The organism is Nocardia sp. GTS18 (assembly GCF_013839555.1).
Classification (GTDB): Bacteria; Actinomycetota; Actinomycetes; order Mycobacteriales; family Mycobacteriaceae; genus Nocardia; species Nocardia rosealba.
Genome location: NZ_JACBIU010000022.1, coordinates 38,242 through 54,205, shown reverse-complemented (window position 1 = coordinate 54,205; position 15,964 = coordinate 38,242). Strand labels below are relative to the sequence as shown.

13 protein-coding genes are annotated in these 15,964 nt (G+C 68.6%); 12 read left to right on the top strand and 1 reads right to left on the bottom strand.

Going from position 1 to position 15,964, the window contains the following annotated elements; all coding sequences use genetic code 11:
• The first annotated feature begins 67 nt into the window (after window positions 1–67).
• From HYG95_RS17700 to HYG95_RS17645, 12 genes are all read left to right on the top strand, one after another.
• Window positions 68–337 carry a hypothetical protein gene (locus HYG95_RS17700; protein WP_181699118.1) on the top strand — a complete coding sequence of 90 codons (270 nt, stop codon included), beginning with the start codon at window positions 68–70 and terminating at the stop codon, window positions 335–337.
• Window positions 338–990: 653 nt separating this feature from the next.
• Window positions 991–2,058: a polyprenyl synthetase family protein gene (locus tag HYG95_RS17695; RefSeq protein WP_225282339.1), complete on the top strand. Its 1,068-nt coding sequence runs from the start codon at window positions 991–993 to the stop codon at window positions 2,056–2,058.
• Window positions 2,055–3,323 carry a hypothetical protein gene (locus HYG95_RS17690; protein ID WP_181699115.1) on the top strand — a complete coding sequence of 423 codons (1,269 nt, stop codon included), beginning with the start codon at window positions 2,055–2,057 and terminating at the stop codon, window positions 3,321–3,323. The genes HYG95_RS17695 and HYG95_RS17690 overlap by 4 nt, the downstream gene beginning before the upstream one ends.
• Before the next feature lie 31 nt (window positions 3,324–3,354).
• On the top strand, window positions 3,355–4,350 hold the full coding sequence (locus HYG95_RS17685; protein WP_181699113.1) for a fatty acid desaturase: 996 nt from the start codon (window positions 3,355–3,357) through the stop codon (window positions 4,348–4,350).
• A complete protein-coding gene (locus tag HYG95_RS17680; RefSeq protein ID WP_181699111.1) occupies window positions 4,341–5,138 on the top strand; it encodes an isoprenylcysteine carboxylmethyltransferase family protein in 798 nt (265 codons plus the stop codon). Before HYG95_RS17685 ends, HYG95_RS17680 begins: the two co-directional genes overlap by 10 nt.
• Before the next feature lie 81 nt (window positions 5,139–5,219).
• Window positions 5,220–6,227: a mevalonate kinase gene (gene mvk / locus HYG95_RS17675; RefSeq protein WP_370465835.1), complete on the top strand. Its 1,008-nt coding sequence runs from the start codon at window positions 5,220–5,222 to the stop codon at window positions 6,225–6,227.
• Window positions 6,224–7,249: a diphosphomevalonate decarboxylase gene (gene mvaD / locus HYG95_RS17670; protein WP_181699109.1), complete on the top strand. Its 1,026-nt coding sequence runs from the start codon at window positions 6,224–6,226 to the stop codon at window positions 7,247–7,249. The genes mvk and mvaD overlap by 4 nt, the downstream gene beginning before the upstream one ends.
• A complete protein-coding gene (locus HYG95_RS17665) occupies window positions 7,246–8,448 on the top strand; it encodes a phosphomevalonate kinase (RefSeq protein ID WP_181699107.1) in 1,203 nt (400 codons plus the stop codon). The genes mvaD and HYG95_RS17665 overlap by 4 nt, the downstream gene beginning before the upstream one ends.
• Window positions 8,445–9,542 carry a type 2 isopentenyl-diphosphate Delta-isomerase gene (fni, locus tag HYG95_RS17660; RefSeq protein WP_181699105.1) on the top strand — a complete coding sequence of 366 codons (1,098 nt, stop codon included), beginning with the start codon at window positions 8,445–8,447 and terminating at the stop codon, window positions 9,540–9,542. Before HYG95_RS17665 ends, fni begins: the two co-directional genes overlap by 4 nt.
• Entirely contained in the window at window positions 9,535–10,593 is a 1,059-nt protein-coding gene (locus HYG95_RS17655) for a hydroxymethylglutaryl-CoA reductase (protein WP_220139540.1), read from the top strand. Before fni ends, HYG95_RS17655 begins: the two co-directional genes overlap by 8 nt.
• Complete coding sequence (locus HYG95_RS17650; protein ID WP_181699103.1) at window positions 10,590–11,762, top strand: hydroxymethylglutaryl-CoA synthase; 1,173 nt, start codon at window positions 10,590–10,592, stop codon at window positions 11,760–11,762. Before HYG95_RS17655 ends, HYG95_RS17650 begins: the two co-directional genes overlap by 4 nt.
• A gap of 2 nt (window positions 11,763–11,764) precedes the next feature.
• A complete protein-coding gene (locus tag HYG95_RS17645) occupies window positions 11,765–13,240 on the top strand; it encodes a flavin-containing monooxygenase (RefSeq protein ID WP_370465834.1) in 1,476 nt (491 codons plus the stop codon).
• 367 nt (window positions 13,241–13,607) lie between these two features.
• On the opposite strand, the gene HYG95_RS17640 is transcribed toward HYG95_RS17645, so the two are convergent.
• Window positions 13,608–15,962, bottom strand: coding sequence for a SpoIIE family protein phosphatase (locus HYG95_RS17640; RefSeq protein WP_181699099.1), 2,355 nt, complete (start codon window positions 15,960–15,962; stop codon window positions 13,608–13,610).
• Window positions 15,963–15,964: the final 2 nt, after the last annotated feature.

Sequence of the window (15,964 nt, the reverse complement as noted above, 5' to 3'; positions counted from 1 at the left end):
GCTGTAGCTTTGTTTATGGATCGCTGAGTTCGACGTTCGCTGAGTTCCATCCATGGAGAGGGCGGAAATGGCTACGATCACGCGACGCTCCGGGGCGACGATGGCGCCCTCGACTCTGGTAACTCTCGGTTTGATCCTCTTGATCCCGGTACTGCTCACTGCGGGCCCGATCGCCGCCTCGGCGATGATCGCGCGCCACGCGGGCGTCGGCTGGTCCGGGGGGCTCGTCCTTTCGGCGATCGCGGTGGTGGTCGTCGGATCGATCCTCGCCGCCGTGTGGTCGTTCCGGCTGGCTTGGCAGCGCGGTCATCGTCCCTTCGGTTCGCGCCCCCGGTAACCAACCGGCGCGCCGCGCCACGGGGTCCGCGCCTGTGGCGTGTCATCGCAACGGAAGTCCCCTGAACCGGTGTTTCGCTGCCGCACAGCCCATTTCGGGGCTGTGCGGCTGTGGTTTTCGATTCGCGCGACCGCGTCGCCGATTGTAGAGTCGCGAACGTAACACTTCTCGGCCGTCGAAGTCGCCGGCCTCCGGACGTCTTCCGCCGACCTCCCAGCGCAGCTGCGCAAGCCCACAGTGTCGTGGCAACCCTTCGTGAAACCCGTACCCGCGATCGTTGGTCGCGCGCTGACCGCTCACTACACGGCAGATCGCGCCGCCGGTAATCGCTTGTGCTACAGCGTGTTTCACGTCACTCCGGTGCTTACATCCAGACACTCGCCGTAACTCTGCCCGTCGTTACTTCTGCTCAAAAACGTTGTGTGACAACGCTATTCGTGCACGTCAGAGCGAAACCTGCACTAATGCTTGACAATTGGGACAGACGTCTACAAAACTACCCGTCGGTAGCCAGTGATCGGGACAACACGGCCCCGACGCCCGCCGGTGGCGACGCCCCTCCGACTCCTCCGAGGCGATTCCTCGAAAACCCCTGTCCACCAGGCGCAATGAGCCCTGCCGCCATCGTGACCACACCAAAGGAGTTCAGCGCTATGGACAACTCCGCGCTAGCCTCAGCCCATCGCCCCGAGGTTCCCCAGGCGGTGCACGTGGAGCACCCCGGTGACCAGGTGAGGGTCCTGCCGCGACCGGCAGGCCCGGTCGAGCAGCTCCCGCTCGTCGCCACGCGCCTGCCCGAAATCCTGCTCACCGGTGAGGATTTCGACGACATCTACCGCCATGTGCTCGCCGCGCCCGGCAAGCGGGTGCGGGCCAGGCTCGTCCTGGCCTGCGCCACCCTGCTCCCGGATGCGCCGGGCGATGCGGTATCGCCGGCCGACGCGGTCGACCTGGCCTGCGCCATGGAGATGCTGCACGAATCCTCGCTGATCCACGACGACATCTGCGACGGCTCCCTGCTGCGCCGCGACGCGCCGTCGGTCCCCGCAGCCTTCGGTGTCCGCCAGGCCGCCCGCGCCGGTTTCCACATGGCGGGCGCCGCGATGAAGGTCGTGGCCCGTGTGCTCGCCGACAACCCGGCGATGGCCGAGCGCATCACCGACGCGCCCGGCATCACCTTCGCCGACCGGCTCTCGGAGCTGTCGTTCGGCCAGCTCATCGAAACCATGCCACCCGCCATCGACGTGCCCGCGCTGCGCAGGCACTACGAACTGGTCGCCATCGCCAAGACCGGCACCTTGTTCCGGCTGTCGTGCGCCTACGGCGGCACCGCGGGTGGCGTCGACCTGGACCGGCTGCACGCGCTGATGGTGTACGCCGACCAGCTCGCCCTGGCCTTCCAGATCATGGACGACGTCCGCGATATCGAAGGTGGCCCCGGCCTCGGCAAGGACGCCGGCGGTGATCTCGAACGTCGCGTGCCGACCTGGCCGGTCATCGAGTGGCTCGACCTGCGTGAGGGTGCCCGCGACCTGTGGCTCGACCCAGCCACACCGAGCGAGACCCTGCGCACCGACCTGGTCGACAGCGGCGCGACCAAGGCCGCCCGCGTGGTCGCGGTAACCGCCACCGAAACCGCCACCGACGCGCTCGACGTGTTCGGCCCCTCTCCGGCGCGGGACGACCTGCGCGAACTTCTGCGGCAGGTGATCTCCCGATGAGCGATGTCCGACTCCTCCAGCTGGTCCGCGGCCTGCGTGTCCTGCGCCGCGCCCCCGACCTGGCCGCCATGCGCGCCGCGCGCACGCCCGAGGAACTGGCCCGCCTGGCCCTCGTTCCGGCCGGGCGCAACCTCGGTATCGCGGTGAGTTTCCTGCCGGCCCACCAGCGGGCCGAAGCCGCCGCGGCCCTGCTCGCGTGCCGGGTGCTCGACGCCTACGAAGACCTCGCCGACCGCGACTACGCGGGTTCGGCCGTACTGGCCGCGGCCGAATACCTGAACGGCACAAGCGATTCCGCACCGCCCGCGCTGCCGCCGACCACCGGCGTCGTGCGCGACAGCGAGGCGCTGGACCTGTTGCTCGCCGAGCGCATCGCCGACATCCGCGCGCTGGTCGCCGGATTGTCGCCACAGGCGCGCGAACGAGTGGCGAGCGTGCTCACCGACATGGCCGCGGTGATGGCCCGCAACCTCGACAAGCCGCTGCCGCGCGTCACCTACAGCGAGGGCGTGCTCGGCCGCGTCACCCACTACGCGTGCACCCTGGTCGCCGACGGCGTACTGCCCGAAGACGACCTGCGCGAGCTCACCGGCTGTATCGCGGTGATCGCCCAGTCGGCCAACGACCTGCGCGACGGCGAACTCGAGCTCTACGGCGCCGCCGACCGCGAGGAACTCACCCGCATGGTGATGCTGCGGCAGCTCGCCCCGACCCTCGGCGGCTTCGCGCTGCTCGCCCGGCTCGGCCCCGGCACGCCGGGATTCGGTGCCCGCGCGGCCATGGCCTATATGACCATCACCACCTCGGCGTTCCTGTGCGGGGCGGTCGGCGCGCCCAAGCCGTACCGGCGTCCGCTCACGGCGTCCGTGCTGGCCGCGGGTTCGTCGAAGTACTGGACCCGGATGCTCGAGCGGGTACGCGCGGGTGCCGACGGCGCCATCCACACCATGCTCGACGCCGCCCCGGACTTCGCGGCCGAGCGCCACGTCCCCAAGACCGACGTGCTGCGCGCCGGTGGTGAGAACTCGGCCGCGACCTCGCTGGTCCCGCTGATCGTCGACACCACCTTCGCCCTCGTGCGGGCCCTGCCCGAGGAACCGATGACCGGCGAACCGGCCGGCTCGACGGTGCGCACCATGATGATCGCCGACCACCTGGCCTTCGGGGCCATGGAGCGGGTGCCGGGCAACCGGCCCGACGCCCTGCGCGACCTCGCCGAGCGCCTGCAACAGGCAGCGCTCGCCACCGACGCAATTCGTTCATGAGCATCGTCACTACTAGCGAAGGAGCTCGCCCGTGAGCACCCCAACGCCCGTCGCGCCTACCGAGAAACCGCCGTTCAGCCGGCGGGTCCTCAAACTCGAGCACGCCTCCAATGTCGGTCCGCTCGTGCACATCGCACTGTGGATGGGGATGACCGCGGCCGCCCTGTTCGTCCCCGCCGCTGGCAACTGGTACATCGCGATCCCGCTCATCATCGTGCTGTCGCTGCTCAACCTCTCGCTCACCATCGGCGTGATGCACATGCACACCCATCGGCCGCTGTTCGTCTCGAAGCTGCCCAACCGGGTGGTCGACATCCTGTGCTGCCTGCCGGGCAACCTGACCGCCGCCGAGATGCGCGAGGTGCACGTCCTCAACCATCACCGGTTCAACGACGGCCCGGGTGACGTCACCGCCACCACCGGAATGGAAAAGGGTCTCGGCGCCATCTGGTACTGGATCCGCTACGGAACCATCGTCAAGATCCACACCGTGCGCACGGTGTTCGCCGCGAACCCGGCCCCGCGCCGCCGCCGCACCCGCCACCAGTTCATCTTCGACCTGGCGGTGTACTTCCTGGTCATGGGCGCGGTCTGGTACGCGGCGGGCACCGAACGGTTCGTGCTGTTCTACTGGGTGCCGTTCCTCATCACCCAGGTCAACGCCGGCTACTTCGCCTGGCTGAGCCACGCGCCGGCGCGCCAGTTCGAGGACGAACCGAGCACCTCGCTCAACAACGCGGGCAACATCCTCAACTTCCTCATCTTCAACCAGGGCTACCACAGCGTGCACCACCGCTACCCCGGTATCCACTGGAGCCAGATCCCCGACAAGCTCGACTACATGCGTGATGTCAACCCCGGTGTCATCGTGCCGTACTGGATGGTCGCGCAGTCGGGCTGGCGCCTGGTCGTGCCCGGTGGCTTCCTCAACGAGCGCTACGGCAACAAGTGGAAGGCGCGCCTCGAGCAGCGCCTGGAATCGGGCACCGTCCGCAACCGCTACCTGCCGTGGTTCGCATGGATCTGATGACACCCCAGCAGGCGCGGGGCGTGCTGAGCACGCCCGGTCGGCTCGTCCCGTTCCTGTTCTCCTTCGCCGTGTACGCCTTCGCGGGTATCACGGTGCCGCTGATGCTGTTGTTCGCCGGTGGCTGGTTCCTGCCCAAGACCGTCGACAAGGGACCGCACCTGTCCGCGGTGCCCGCCGTCGCGATCGACCTGGTGCTGCTGGCCCTGTTCGCCCTGCAGCACTCGGGCATGGCCCGGCCCGCCTTCAAGGCCTTCATCACCCGCTGGGTGCCCGAAGCGCTCGAGCGGACGGTCTACATCATCGGCGTCTGCCTGGTGATGTGGGTCATCATGCTGGCCTGGCAGCCCATACCACACGTACTCTGGTCTGCTGAAGGTGCGGTGGGTATCGCGCTCGATATCGGGTTCTGGATCGGGTTCGTGCTGGTCTACGCGGCGACTCTGCTGCTGAACCATTTCCATCTGCTCGGTATCAGCCAGGCCTACCGGCAATACGTGATCCAGGTGCCGGATGCCACCGTCGACCGGTTGCAGGTCAACGGTGTGTACCGGCTGGTGCGGCATCCGCTGATGACCGGGCTGCTCGTGTCGTTCTGGTTCGCCAGGGAGTTCACGGTCGGCCACCTGGTGTGGGCGCTGGGTCTGACCGGGTACATCCTGCTCGGTACCTACCTGGAGGAGCGTGACCTGATCGCCCGCTTCGGTGCGTCCTATCGCGCCTATGCCGCGCAGGTGCCCGCGTTCTTCCCGTCCGTGCGCAGTATTCTCGGCCGATCGACTCGGTAAGCGCGAGGCCGACCGCCCGGCGTCGTTCCGGTAGGAAGGATGTCGGGCGGTGAACCTGCCCGAGTTGGGAGAGGAATCGATGTGACCACGAAAACGGGCATGGTCGTAGGGATCGGGCGCGCCCACGCCAAAGCGATCCTGCTGGGCGAACACACGGTCGTGCACGGCACGCCCGCGATCGCGTTCCCCCTGCCCGCCCTGCCGGTGCGCGCCCTGGCGCGCCCGGCCGAACCCGGCACCGGGTCGCAGGTTCCGGCCGACGGGCACTTCCGTTTCGTCGTCGGCGGAACCGACACCGCCCTGTCGGGTCCACGGGTCGCGGCCGAGGAAGCGTTGCGGCGGTGGGGAATCACCGATACTACCGTCGAAGTCGTTGTGGAGTGCGGGATTCCGCTGGCTCGTGGGCTCGGTTCCAGCGCCGCGTGCGCGGGTGCCGCGGTGCGCGCGGTCGCGGATCTGCACGGGCTCGTCGTCGAACCCGGCGAACTGTACGACCTCGTGCAATGTGGCGAACAGGTCGCGCACGGGCGGGCCAGTGGCATCGATGCCAGTGCCGTCCTGGCGAACGGTCCGATCCGGTTCCATCAGGGCCGGGCCGAGCCGATGCCGATCGGGCTCGATGCCGCGCTCGTCATCGCCGACACCGGCGTGCCCGGCTCCACCCAGCACGCGGTGGCCGGTGTGCGGCGCAGGCTCGCCGAGGACCCGGTGCGGGCCGGGTCGCTGCTCGAGCGCGCCTCGGGCCTGATCGAGGCCGCGGGCGACGAGCTGTCGGCCGGTGCGGCGGAAGCTCTCGGCAAGACCATGCTCGATTTCCAGGAACTGCTCGCCGAGCTGGGCGTGAGCACACCGCACATCGACACTCTCGTCACCGCCGCGCTCGGTGCGGGTGCCCACGGCGCCAAGCTCACCGGCGCCGGTCTCGGCGGCTGTGTGCTCGCTCTCACCGAGCCCGCCTCGGCGCCCCGGGTGAGTGCCGCGCTGCGCCGCGCGGGTGCCGTGCGAACCTGGACGGTGCCGACTCGCGCCATGCGGGCCGGCGCCACGCCCCTGTCCGCCACGACTTCGGAACCCGGTACCCACCAATGACTTCGACCTCCGCCACCGGCGAGGCCACCGCGCTCGCCTACCCGAACATCGCCCTCGTGAAGTACTGGGGCAAGCGCGACGAAACGATGTTCCTGCCCGTCACGAGCAGCCTGTCGATGACGCTCGACATCTTCGCGACCACCACCACCGTGCGCGTCACCGACGGGCCGGTCGACGAGATCGAGTTCAACGGCACCGCCGCCACCGGGTCCGCGCACACCCGTATCGAACGCTTCCTCGACCTCGTGCGGGTCAAGGCGGGCCGTACCGAACGCGCCACCGTGGTCACGGTCAACGACGGCCCGACCGGGGCGGGGCTGGCCTCCTCGGCGAGTGGTTTCGCCGCGCTGGCCACGGCCGCGGCCACCGCCTACGGTCTGGACCTGGACGGGCGCGCGCTGTCGCGGCTGGCCCGGCGCGGGTCCGGGTCGGCGTCACGCTCGATCTTCGGCGGTTTCGTGGTGTGGCACGCGGGCGAAGGCGACGGCGAGGCGGGCGATCTGAGTTCCTATGCCGAGCCGATCGGCGGCGACGAACTCGACCCCGCCCTGGTCGTCGCGGTCGTGAACCAGACCGCCAAAACGGTGTCGAGCCGCGACGCCATGCGGGCGACCACCCAGACCTCCCCCTTCTACCGGCCGTGGGCCGAGTCGTCGATGCTCGACTTCGAGGAGATGCGCCGCGCCGTCGCCCGCGGTGACCTCGCCGCCATCGGCGAGATCGCCGAACGCAACGCGCTCGGCATGCACGCCACCATGCTCACGGCCCGCCCCGGCATCCGCTACCTCTCGCCGCACTCGCTCGCGGTGCTCGACGCCGTGCAGGCCCTGCGCGCCGACGGTGTGCTCGCCTACGCGACCATCGACGCGGGCCCCAATGTGAAGGTGCTGTGCACCCGCGCCGACGCCGCCCGGGTGGCCGCGACCGTGGAGAGCCTCGGCGATTTCGTCAGCACCCGCACCGCGCACATCGGTCCCGGCGCCACGCTGCTCCGGGACACCGCGCAGGTCGGGGTCTCATGATCGCCTGTCGCGCCCCGGGCAAACTGTTCGTCGCGGGGGAGTACGCCGTCGTCGAACCGGGTCACCGGGCCGTGCTGGTCGCTGTCGACCGCTACGCCACCGCCACCGTGAGCCCCGCCGACGGCGACACCGTCCTCGGGTCCGACCTCGACGGTGGCACTGCGCTCGTCTGCCGCCGGGCAGCCGATGCCGCGGTCGTCGACCCGACCGCCGACCCCGGTGCGAGCCTCCCGCCGGACCCGGTCGCCGCGAATCCCGTTGCCACGGATCTCGCGCTCCCCACCGGGGTGGTGCCTGCAGAGGGCCCGGGTCGGCTGGTCGCCGCGACCGGTTCGGTTCCGGCCACGTTCTCCTACCTTTTCGCCGCGGCATCGGTCGTCGACAGGCTGATCGTCGAACGCGGAATCACCCCGCGCCCTTACCGTTTGGCCGTCACCGCCGATCTGGGCGACGCCGACGGCCGCAAGTTCGGGCTCGGTTCCAGTGCCGCGGTGACCGTCGCGGCGGTGGCCGCGCTCGGCGAGTTCTACGACCTCGGCCTGAGCCTGATGGACCGCTACCGGCTCGCCATGCTCGCCACCGTCGAGGTCAACCCCCGCGCCTCCGGCGGTGACGTCGCCGCGAGCACCTGGGGCGGTTGGATCGCCTACAGCTCACCGGATCGCGCGCGGATCGCCCGGTCCGCCGAGACCGAGGGCGTCGACGCGGCCCTTCGCCTGCCGTGGCCGGGTCTTTCGGTGCGCCCCTTGCCGACTCCGACCACCCTCGACCTGCACGTCGGCTGGACCGGCACCCCCGCCTCCACCCCCGCGCTGGTCGCCGGGCTCGGCGCGCCCCTGGACCGCGCCGAGTTCCTGGTACACAGCAATGCCTGCGTCGAACGCCTCGCCGCCGCCCTCGACACCGACGACCCCACCGCCATCCGCACCGAAATCGACTGTGCGCGCGAGCTTCTCCTCGGTCTCGATGCGGCAGAGGGGCTCGGCATCATGACCGAACGCCTGGCCGAACTGTGCCGCGCGGCCGCCGAGTCCGGCGCCGCCGCGAAACCGTCGGGCGCGGGCGGCGGCGACTGCGGCATCGCGCTGCTCGAGACCGGCCGCGCCGCCGAGGCCGCCGCACTGACCGATCGCTGGGAAGCCGCCGGAATCCGCAAGCTGCCCTTGCGGATCCACCCGTCCGAAGGAGTTCGCGCATGATCGCCGACCGCAAGGACGACCACGTTCGCCACGCGGTGAACCATCGCCGCAACCACAGCGGCGGCAACGATTTCGACTCCGTCGCCTTCGTGCACCACGCCCTGGCGGGTATCGACTCGACCGACGTGCGGCTCGGCGTCGATTTCGCCGGAAAGCACTGGAACTCACCGCTGTACGTGAACGCGATGACCGGTGGCAGCACCAACACCGGCGAGATCAACCGGCAGCTGGCCGTCGCGGCCCGCGAGACCGGAGTTCCCATCGCGTCGGGGTCGATGAGCGCCTACTTCCGCGACCCCGCCGTCGCCGGCACCTTCCGGGTGCTGCGCGAGGAGAACCCCCACGGATTCGTCCTGGCCAATGTGAACGCCAATGCCACCCTCGACCAGGTGCACAGCGCGATCGACCTGCTCGAGGCCGACGCACTGCAGATCCACGTGAACTCGGTGCAGGAAGTCGTGATGCCCGAGGGCGACCGCGCCTTCGCCGGGTGGCCGCGCCGGATCGAGGAGATCGTCGCGGGCGTGCCGGTGCCGGTGATCGTCAAGGAGGTCGGGTTCGGCCTCAGTAGGCAGACCGTCACTTGGCTGCGCGAGGCCGGGGTGGCCGTGGCCGACGTGGGCGGACGCGGCGGAACCAATTTCGCGCGCATCGAGAACGACCGGCGCGCGGGCGCCGACTTCGCCTTCATCGAACAGTGGGGTCAGTCGACGGCCGCGTGCCTGCTCGACTGCACCGGTATCACCGGCATCGACATCTCCGCCTCCGGCGGCATCCGCTCACCCCTGGACATGGCCCGCGCCCTGGCACTCGGCGCCAAGGCGACCGGCGTGGCGGGAGCGTTTCTGGAAACGCTCGTCGATCACGGCACCGAGGCCCTCGTCGCCAAGATCACCACCTGGCTCGATCAGCTGCGCAACATCATGACCGTCCTCGGCGCGACCACTCCGGCCGAGCTCACCGGTCGCGATGTGCTCGTCACCGGCGACTTGGCCGGCTTCTGTGCGCTGCGCGGCATCGATGTGGCCTGTCTCGCCCACCGGAGTCCCTGGTGGCGCGAATCGAACCTCCGAGAAGGAGTCATCCATGAATGACATGTCGTACGCGGCTGTCCCGATGCAGTGGGTCGGTCCGCTGCGGATCACCGGCAATGTCGTCGACGACTCCGTCGATGTGCCGCTGGCCACCTACGAGACCCCGCTGTGGCCCTCGGTCGGGCGCGGTGCGCGGATCAGCACCCTCACCGAGAAGGGCATCGTCGCCACCCTCATCGACGAGCGGATGACCCGGTCGATCCTGCTGGAAGCCGACGACGCCTACACCGCCTACACCACCGTCCAGCAGCTCGCGGCCCGCATGCCCGAGCTGCAGGAGGTCGTCTCGGGCAGCAGCCGCTTCGCCCGGCTCATCGACCTGAACCATCAGATCGCGGGCAACCTGCTGTTCCTGCGTTTCGAGTTCACCACCGGCGACGCCTCCGGCCACAACATGGCCACGCTGGCCAGCGACCACCTGATGGACCACATCCTGTCGACCATGCCCGGTGTGCGCTACGGCTCCATCTCGGGCAACTACTGCACCGACAAGAAGGCCACCGCCGTCAACGGCATCCTCGGTCGCGGCAAGAACGTCGTCACCGAGCTGCTGATCCCGCGCGAGGTCGTCGAGGCGCGGCTGCACACCACCGCCGCCAAGGTGGTCGAGCTCAATATCCGCAAGAATCTGATCGGCACCCTGCTCGCGGGCGGAATCCGTTCCGCCAACGCGCATTACGCGAACATGCTGCTGGCCTACTACCTGGCCACCGGTCAGGACGCCGCCAATATCGTCGAGGGCTCCCAGGGCGTCACCCACGCCGAGGACCGCGACGGTGATCTGTACTTCTCGTGCACCCTGCCCAACCTGATCGTCGGTACGGTCGGTAACGGCAAGCACGCCAGTTTCGTCGAGGACAACCTGGTGCGCCTCGGCTGCCGGGCCGAACGCGAGCCCGGTGAGAACGCGCGCCGCCTCGCCGTGATCGGTGCGGCCACCGTGCTGTGCGGTGAGCTGTCGCTGATGGCCGCGCAGACCAATCGCGGTGAATTGATGCGTGCCCATACCCAATTCGAGCGGTCAACCACGAGCAACGGGACACAACGATGACCACAACGCCGGTCGGTATCCACGACCTTTCGTTCGCCACCACCCACTACGCCCTCGATCACGCCGTCCTCGCCGAGCGACTCGGGGTGGATCGCGACAAGTTCTACCTCGGCATCGGCCAGGAACGCATGAGCGTGGCCGCCGCCGACGAGGACATCGTCACCATCGCCGCCGCGGCCGCCCAGCCGATCCTGGAACGGCACGGCACCGACAACATCCGCACCGTGCTGCTGGCCACCGAGACCGGTGTCGACCAGTCCAAAGCCGCTGCCCTGTACCTGCATTCGCTGATCGGGCTGCCCAACGCGGCGCGGGTGGTCGAGCTCAAGCAGGCCTGCTACGGCGGCACCGCCGGGCTGGCCTTCGCCGCGGGCCTGATCGCGCGTGACCCGTCGCAGCGGGTGCTGGTGATCGCCGCCGACATCGCCAAGTACGAACTCGACACCCCGGGCGAGCCGACCCAGGGCGCCGCGGCGGTCGCGATGCTCGTCACCGCGAACCCGGCCATCCTCGCGCTCGACCCGATCTCGGGGCTCTACAGCGCCGACATCATGGACTTCTGGCGCCCGAACTACCGTTCCGAGGCCATCGTCGACGGTAAGACCTCGGTGAACGCCTACCAGAAGGCCGCCCAGGAGGCGTGGAGCGACTACCGCCGCCAGGGCGGGCGCGAGCTCGGCGAGTTCGCCGCGTTCTGCTACCACCAGCCCTTCACCAAGATGGCCTACAAGGCGCACCGGCACCTGCTCGAGAGCCAGGGCCAGACCGCCGAGGCCGCCGATCTCGAGGCCGTCATCGGCGCTACCACCACCTACAACCGCACCGTCGGCAACAGCTACACCGCCTCGCTGTACCTCGGCCTGGCCTCGCTGCTCGACCACGCGGACGACCTCACCGGCAAGGCCCTTGCCATGATCAGCTACGGCTCCGGCAGTGTGGCCGAGTTCTTCAGCGGCACAGTGCAGTCCGGCTACCGTGCGCACCTGCGCACCGAGGCCAACCAGGCCGCGATCAGCTCGCGCGAGATGCTCGACTACGACCACTACCGTGCCCTGCACGAAGCGGTGCTGCCCACCGACGGCGCCTACCACGCCATGGCCGAGGAAACCCGGCGCCCGTTCCGGCTGGCCGCGATGTCGGGTCACAAACGCATCTACGAAGCTCGGTGACCGTGGCCGATCCGGACATACGGCACGCCAGGATCATCATTGTCGGAAGCGGGCTGTCGGGCGTGGGCGCGGCGGTCCGGTTGAGTCAGCAGGGGCACACCGATTTGCTCGTGCTCGAACGTGGGCCCGATGTCGGCGGCACCTGGCGGGTGAACACCTACCCGGGTGCCGGGTGTGATGTGCCCTCGCAGTTGTATTCGTATTCGTTCGCGCTGAATCCGAATTGGACGAGGTCGTTCTCCCCGCAGGCCGAGATCGAACGCTACATCCGGGACGTGTCGGAGCGTTTCGGGGTGCGGGACAAGCACATCTTCGATTGCGAGATGACGGCGGCGCGCTGGAACGACACCGATGGCCGATGGGAGATCCACACCAGCCGTGGGCAATTCACCGCCGATGTGATCGTGTCGGCGGCCGGTGTGCTCGCGGAGCCGAATCTTCCCGATATCAAGGGGATGTCGAGTTTCGAGGGGGAGATCTTCCATTCGGCGCGGTGGGATCACGAGTCCACCCTCGCGGGCAAGCGGGTGGCGGTGATCGGCACGGGATCGTCTGCGGTGCAGATCATTCCGTCGATCGCCCCGGAGGTGGCGAGCCTGGATGTGTATCAGCGCACGGCCACCTGGGTGATGCCGCATCTGGGTCGTCGCTATACGGCGGTCGAGCGATTCGCGTTCCGGCGGATTCCCGGCTTCCAGCGGCTGGTCCGGGCGATGATCTACCTGCTGCGCGAGATCTTCGTCGTCTTCCAGGCCAAGTATCCGCGTGCGGCGGTGCTGCTGGAGTTGGTGGGCCGGGTCAAGATGTTCCTCGAGATCCGGGATCCGCAGGTGCGCCGAAAGGTGGTGCCGACGCATCGTCTCGGCTGTAAACGGATGTTGGTGTCCAACCGTTTCTATCCGGCGCTCGACCGCGACAATGTGGACCTGGTGACGGATTCGATCGCGGAGGTGCGGGCGAATTCGATCGTCACCGAGGACGGCACCGAACGCGAAGTCGATGCGATTGTGCTGTGCACGGGTTTCCAGGTATCGGATTCCCCGACCTACAACCTGTATGTCGGCCGCGACGGGCGTACCCTGTCGGAAATCGGTGAGGCGGAAGGGTATCGCAACTACAAGGGCACGACGGTCGCGAACTTTCCCAATCTGTTCTTCATGCTCGGTGCCAATTCCGGGCTGAATTACACCTCGCTGATCTACATCATGGAATCTCAGTTCCGGTACCTGGTCTCGGCACTGGAAACCATGGAGCAGCGAGGCCTGCGCACCGTCGAAGTCCGTAAGGACGCCGAGGAAGAATACAACCGCGGAATCCAGCGCAAGATGGCGAAAACGGTGTGGGCCACCGGTGGGTGCCGCAGCTGGTTCCTCGACAGCACGGGCAACAACGCGGTGCTGTGGCCGGATTTCAGTTTCCGTTACCGCAGGCAGATGCGCGTTTTCGACCTCGAGGCGTATCAGACGACCACGAACTGAACCCGTCGATTCCGGAGCTGTCGTCGGCTCCGGAATCGACGGTTTACTCACGGATCGTTGTTCAGATGATCGACCCGAGGATCTTCAAAATACTGTCGATCAGATCGCCAACTGCTGCAGACATCAGTTTCTCCTTCGAGATAGGGATCGTCTCGCAAAATTGCACGGCGATGACACCGACAGCGTCGGTGTCATCAGGGTTGTGCAGCTCATCGAATCAGCGAGATGATCGCTGGATATCCGGATGCACACCTGGCTCGGTGTGGGAGTGCGGTATCACCGTAGCAACGGAGTTTGACTCCGACAAGCAACGGGTAGACGTGTCAACACGGATTTTCCTGTCCCCTGCCGCATTTGCTGACAGTTGTCAGGACGAGCTCAGCGACGACATTCCCGGCGGGCGCGTCGAGGCGCGCAGTGGATTCGCGGTCGGGAAGGTGATCGAGGGCAGCGTCACCCACATACGCACCCGGGTGCCCTTTTCGTCGTGGGTGAATTCGAGGTCCTCGGTGAGTACCCGCATCATCTCCACACCACGGCCTCGATAGCCGGGGTCGGTGGGGGTGGGCACCCAGCGGCCGGTGTCGGTGACCTCGATGACCACCCGGTCGCCCTCGCAGGTGGCGGTGAGGACGACACGGCCGGGTTCGGTGTCGCGGTAGGCATGTTCGACGCTGTTGCTACACGCCTCGTTGGCGGCGGCGACGAGGTCGGCGGCCAGGTCGTGCGGTACGGCGGCGGTGGCGAACCAGCGGTAGAGCGTGCGCCGCAGGCCGGTCAATTCGACTGCGGCGGCGGGAATGTCGACGTGCAGCGGTTCCGGTGGCTGACGGTAGACGACCATCGCCACGTCGTCGTCGTAGCCCGCGGGCGGGCACAGTCGTGACAGCACCGCGTCGGCCACATCGCGGGGGAGCGCGCCGCCGGTTTCGCTGAGGACGTCCGCGATCTTCACGAAGCCCTCCTCGATGTCGTAACCGCGCTGTTCCACCAGTCCGTCGGTGAACAGCACCAGCGAGGAGCCCGCGGGCAGCGCAGTGGTCGCCTCGGGGCGGCGCGGTGTGTCGAAGGTGGCCAGCGGGACCGCCCGGCCGCCCTCGAGGATCCGGCCGGGCCCACCGGGTGCGGCCAGGATCGGCGGCATGTGGCCGGCGTTGGAGTAGCGAACCACGCCGCGCTCGGGGTCGAGCACGGCGGCGCACACCGTGGTGCACATGGCGCCGGGAATCCGTGCGGCGACCGCGTCGAGCTCGGCGAGCAGCTGGGCGGGTCCGGCACCACGTAGCAGCAGAGCCCGTGCGGCAGTGCGCAATTGGCCCATCACCACCGCCGCGGACAGTCCTCGGCCGACGCAGTCGCCGACGACCACACCGATGGTGCCGTCGCGCAGCGGGACCACGTCGTACCAGTCGCCACCGATTTCGAGCGGCGGCAGGGCGGGTTCGTAGTGCACCGAGAATCGCGGCGGCAGTTCGATCGGGCCGAGCATGGCACGCTGCAGGGTGAGCGAGGTGGCGCGCGCCTGATCGAAGTTGCGGGCACGCTGCAACGCGACACTGAGATGGCCGACCAGCAGCGAATACAGCGCCCAGTCGGCGGCACTCACCGCGCGGGGTGCGCCGAAGCGCACCCACAGCGCCGCGTCACCGGTCTCGCCGAGCGGTGCGACGACGGCGTCCACACCACCCTCGTCGCCGGTGATGGCCGACAGGCCGCGCGCGGACTGCCTGCGCGCCCGGTCGAGCAGTTCGTTGGTCTGCTCGTCGAGTACCACCGGAGCCTCACCGCGCGAACTCGGCTGCTGCACCGGCGTGGCGACGAATCTGCTGTTGGCGGAGACGAATTCGGGTTCCGGTGGCGCCTGAGCGGCGGTGGGTGACTCGCCGCAGGAGTAGAGGTCGGGGCGGCCGGTGCGGCTCGGCCATACCGCCACGAGTGCCGTGCGCGCGCCCATGGTCCGCCGCAGTTCGTCGAGCCCGACGGCGAGGACCTCCACCATGCTGGTGGCTGCGCCGACCGCGGTCGCCAGCCGCGAGGCCGCCTGATCGCGGGCCTGCGCGTCGTGCTCGGCGGTGACGTCGCGCACGGTGCCGACGAAGATCCGCTCGTTGTTCTCCTGCTTCACCAGCGAACTCGCGCTCACCGCCAGCCAGCGTTCGCGGCCGTCGCGGTGACACACCGGCATCACGAAACGTGAAGCCTCCGTACCGATCTGGGGATAGCCCTTGCGATCGGTGAGGGCCCACGGATGCGGCAGCGCGAACGGCACCTCCTCGGGCCCGTACCCGGTGAGCACCCCGAACGCCGAGTTCACCTCGACGATGGTCCCGTGCTCGTCGGCGACGAAGAACCCGTCCTGCAGCGACTCGACCAGCGCGGTGCGGAACGCGTCACGACCCGCCAGATCCTCGGCGCGTGAACGCTGTTGCTCGTAGCGCTTGGTGCCGTCGAGGTAGCCGCGGGTGGCGATGTCGAGCGCGGCCATCGTCTGCAGCAGGAATTCCAGCGCCACCTCCGCCCCGCGCGAATACGCCTCGCTGCCCGCGAGTTCGGCGACGGTGCGGAAGTGGTGCTCGGTGAGATCGAGCAAACTGATGCCCTCGACGAGGGCGCGCCTGCCGAGGTCGTAGCCTTCGCTCAGGCCTGTCTGGCCCGGCGCGGCGACATGGCGGCGCAGGGCAGCCGAATAGTCGTCGAGGAACGCGGCCAGGACAGCACTCATCG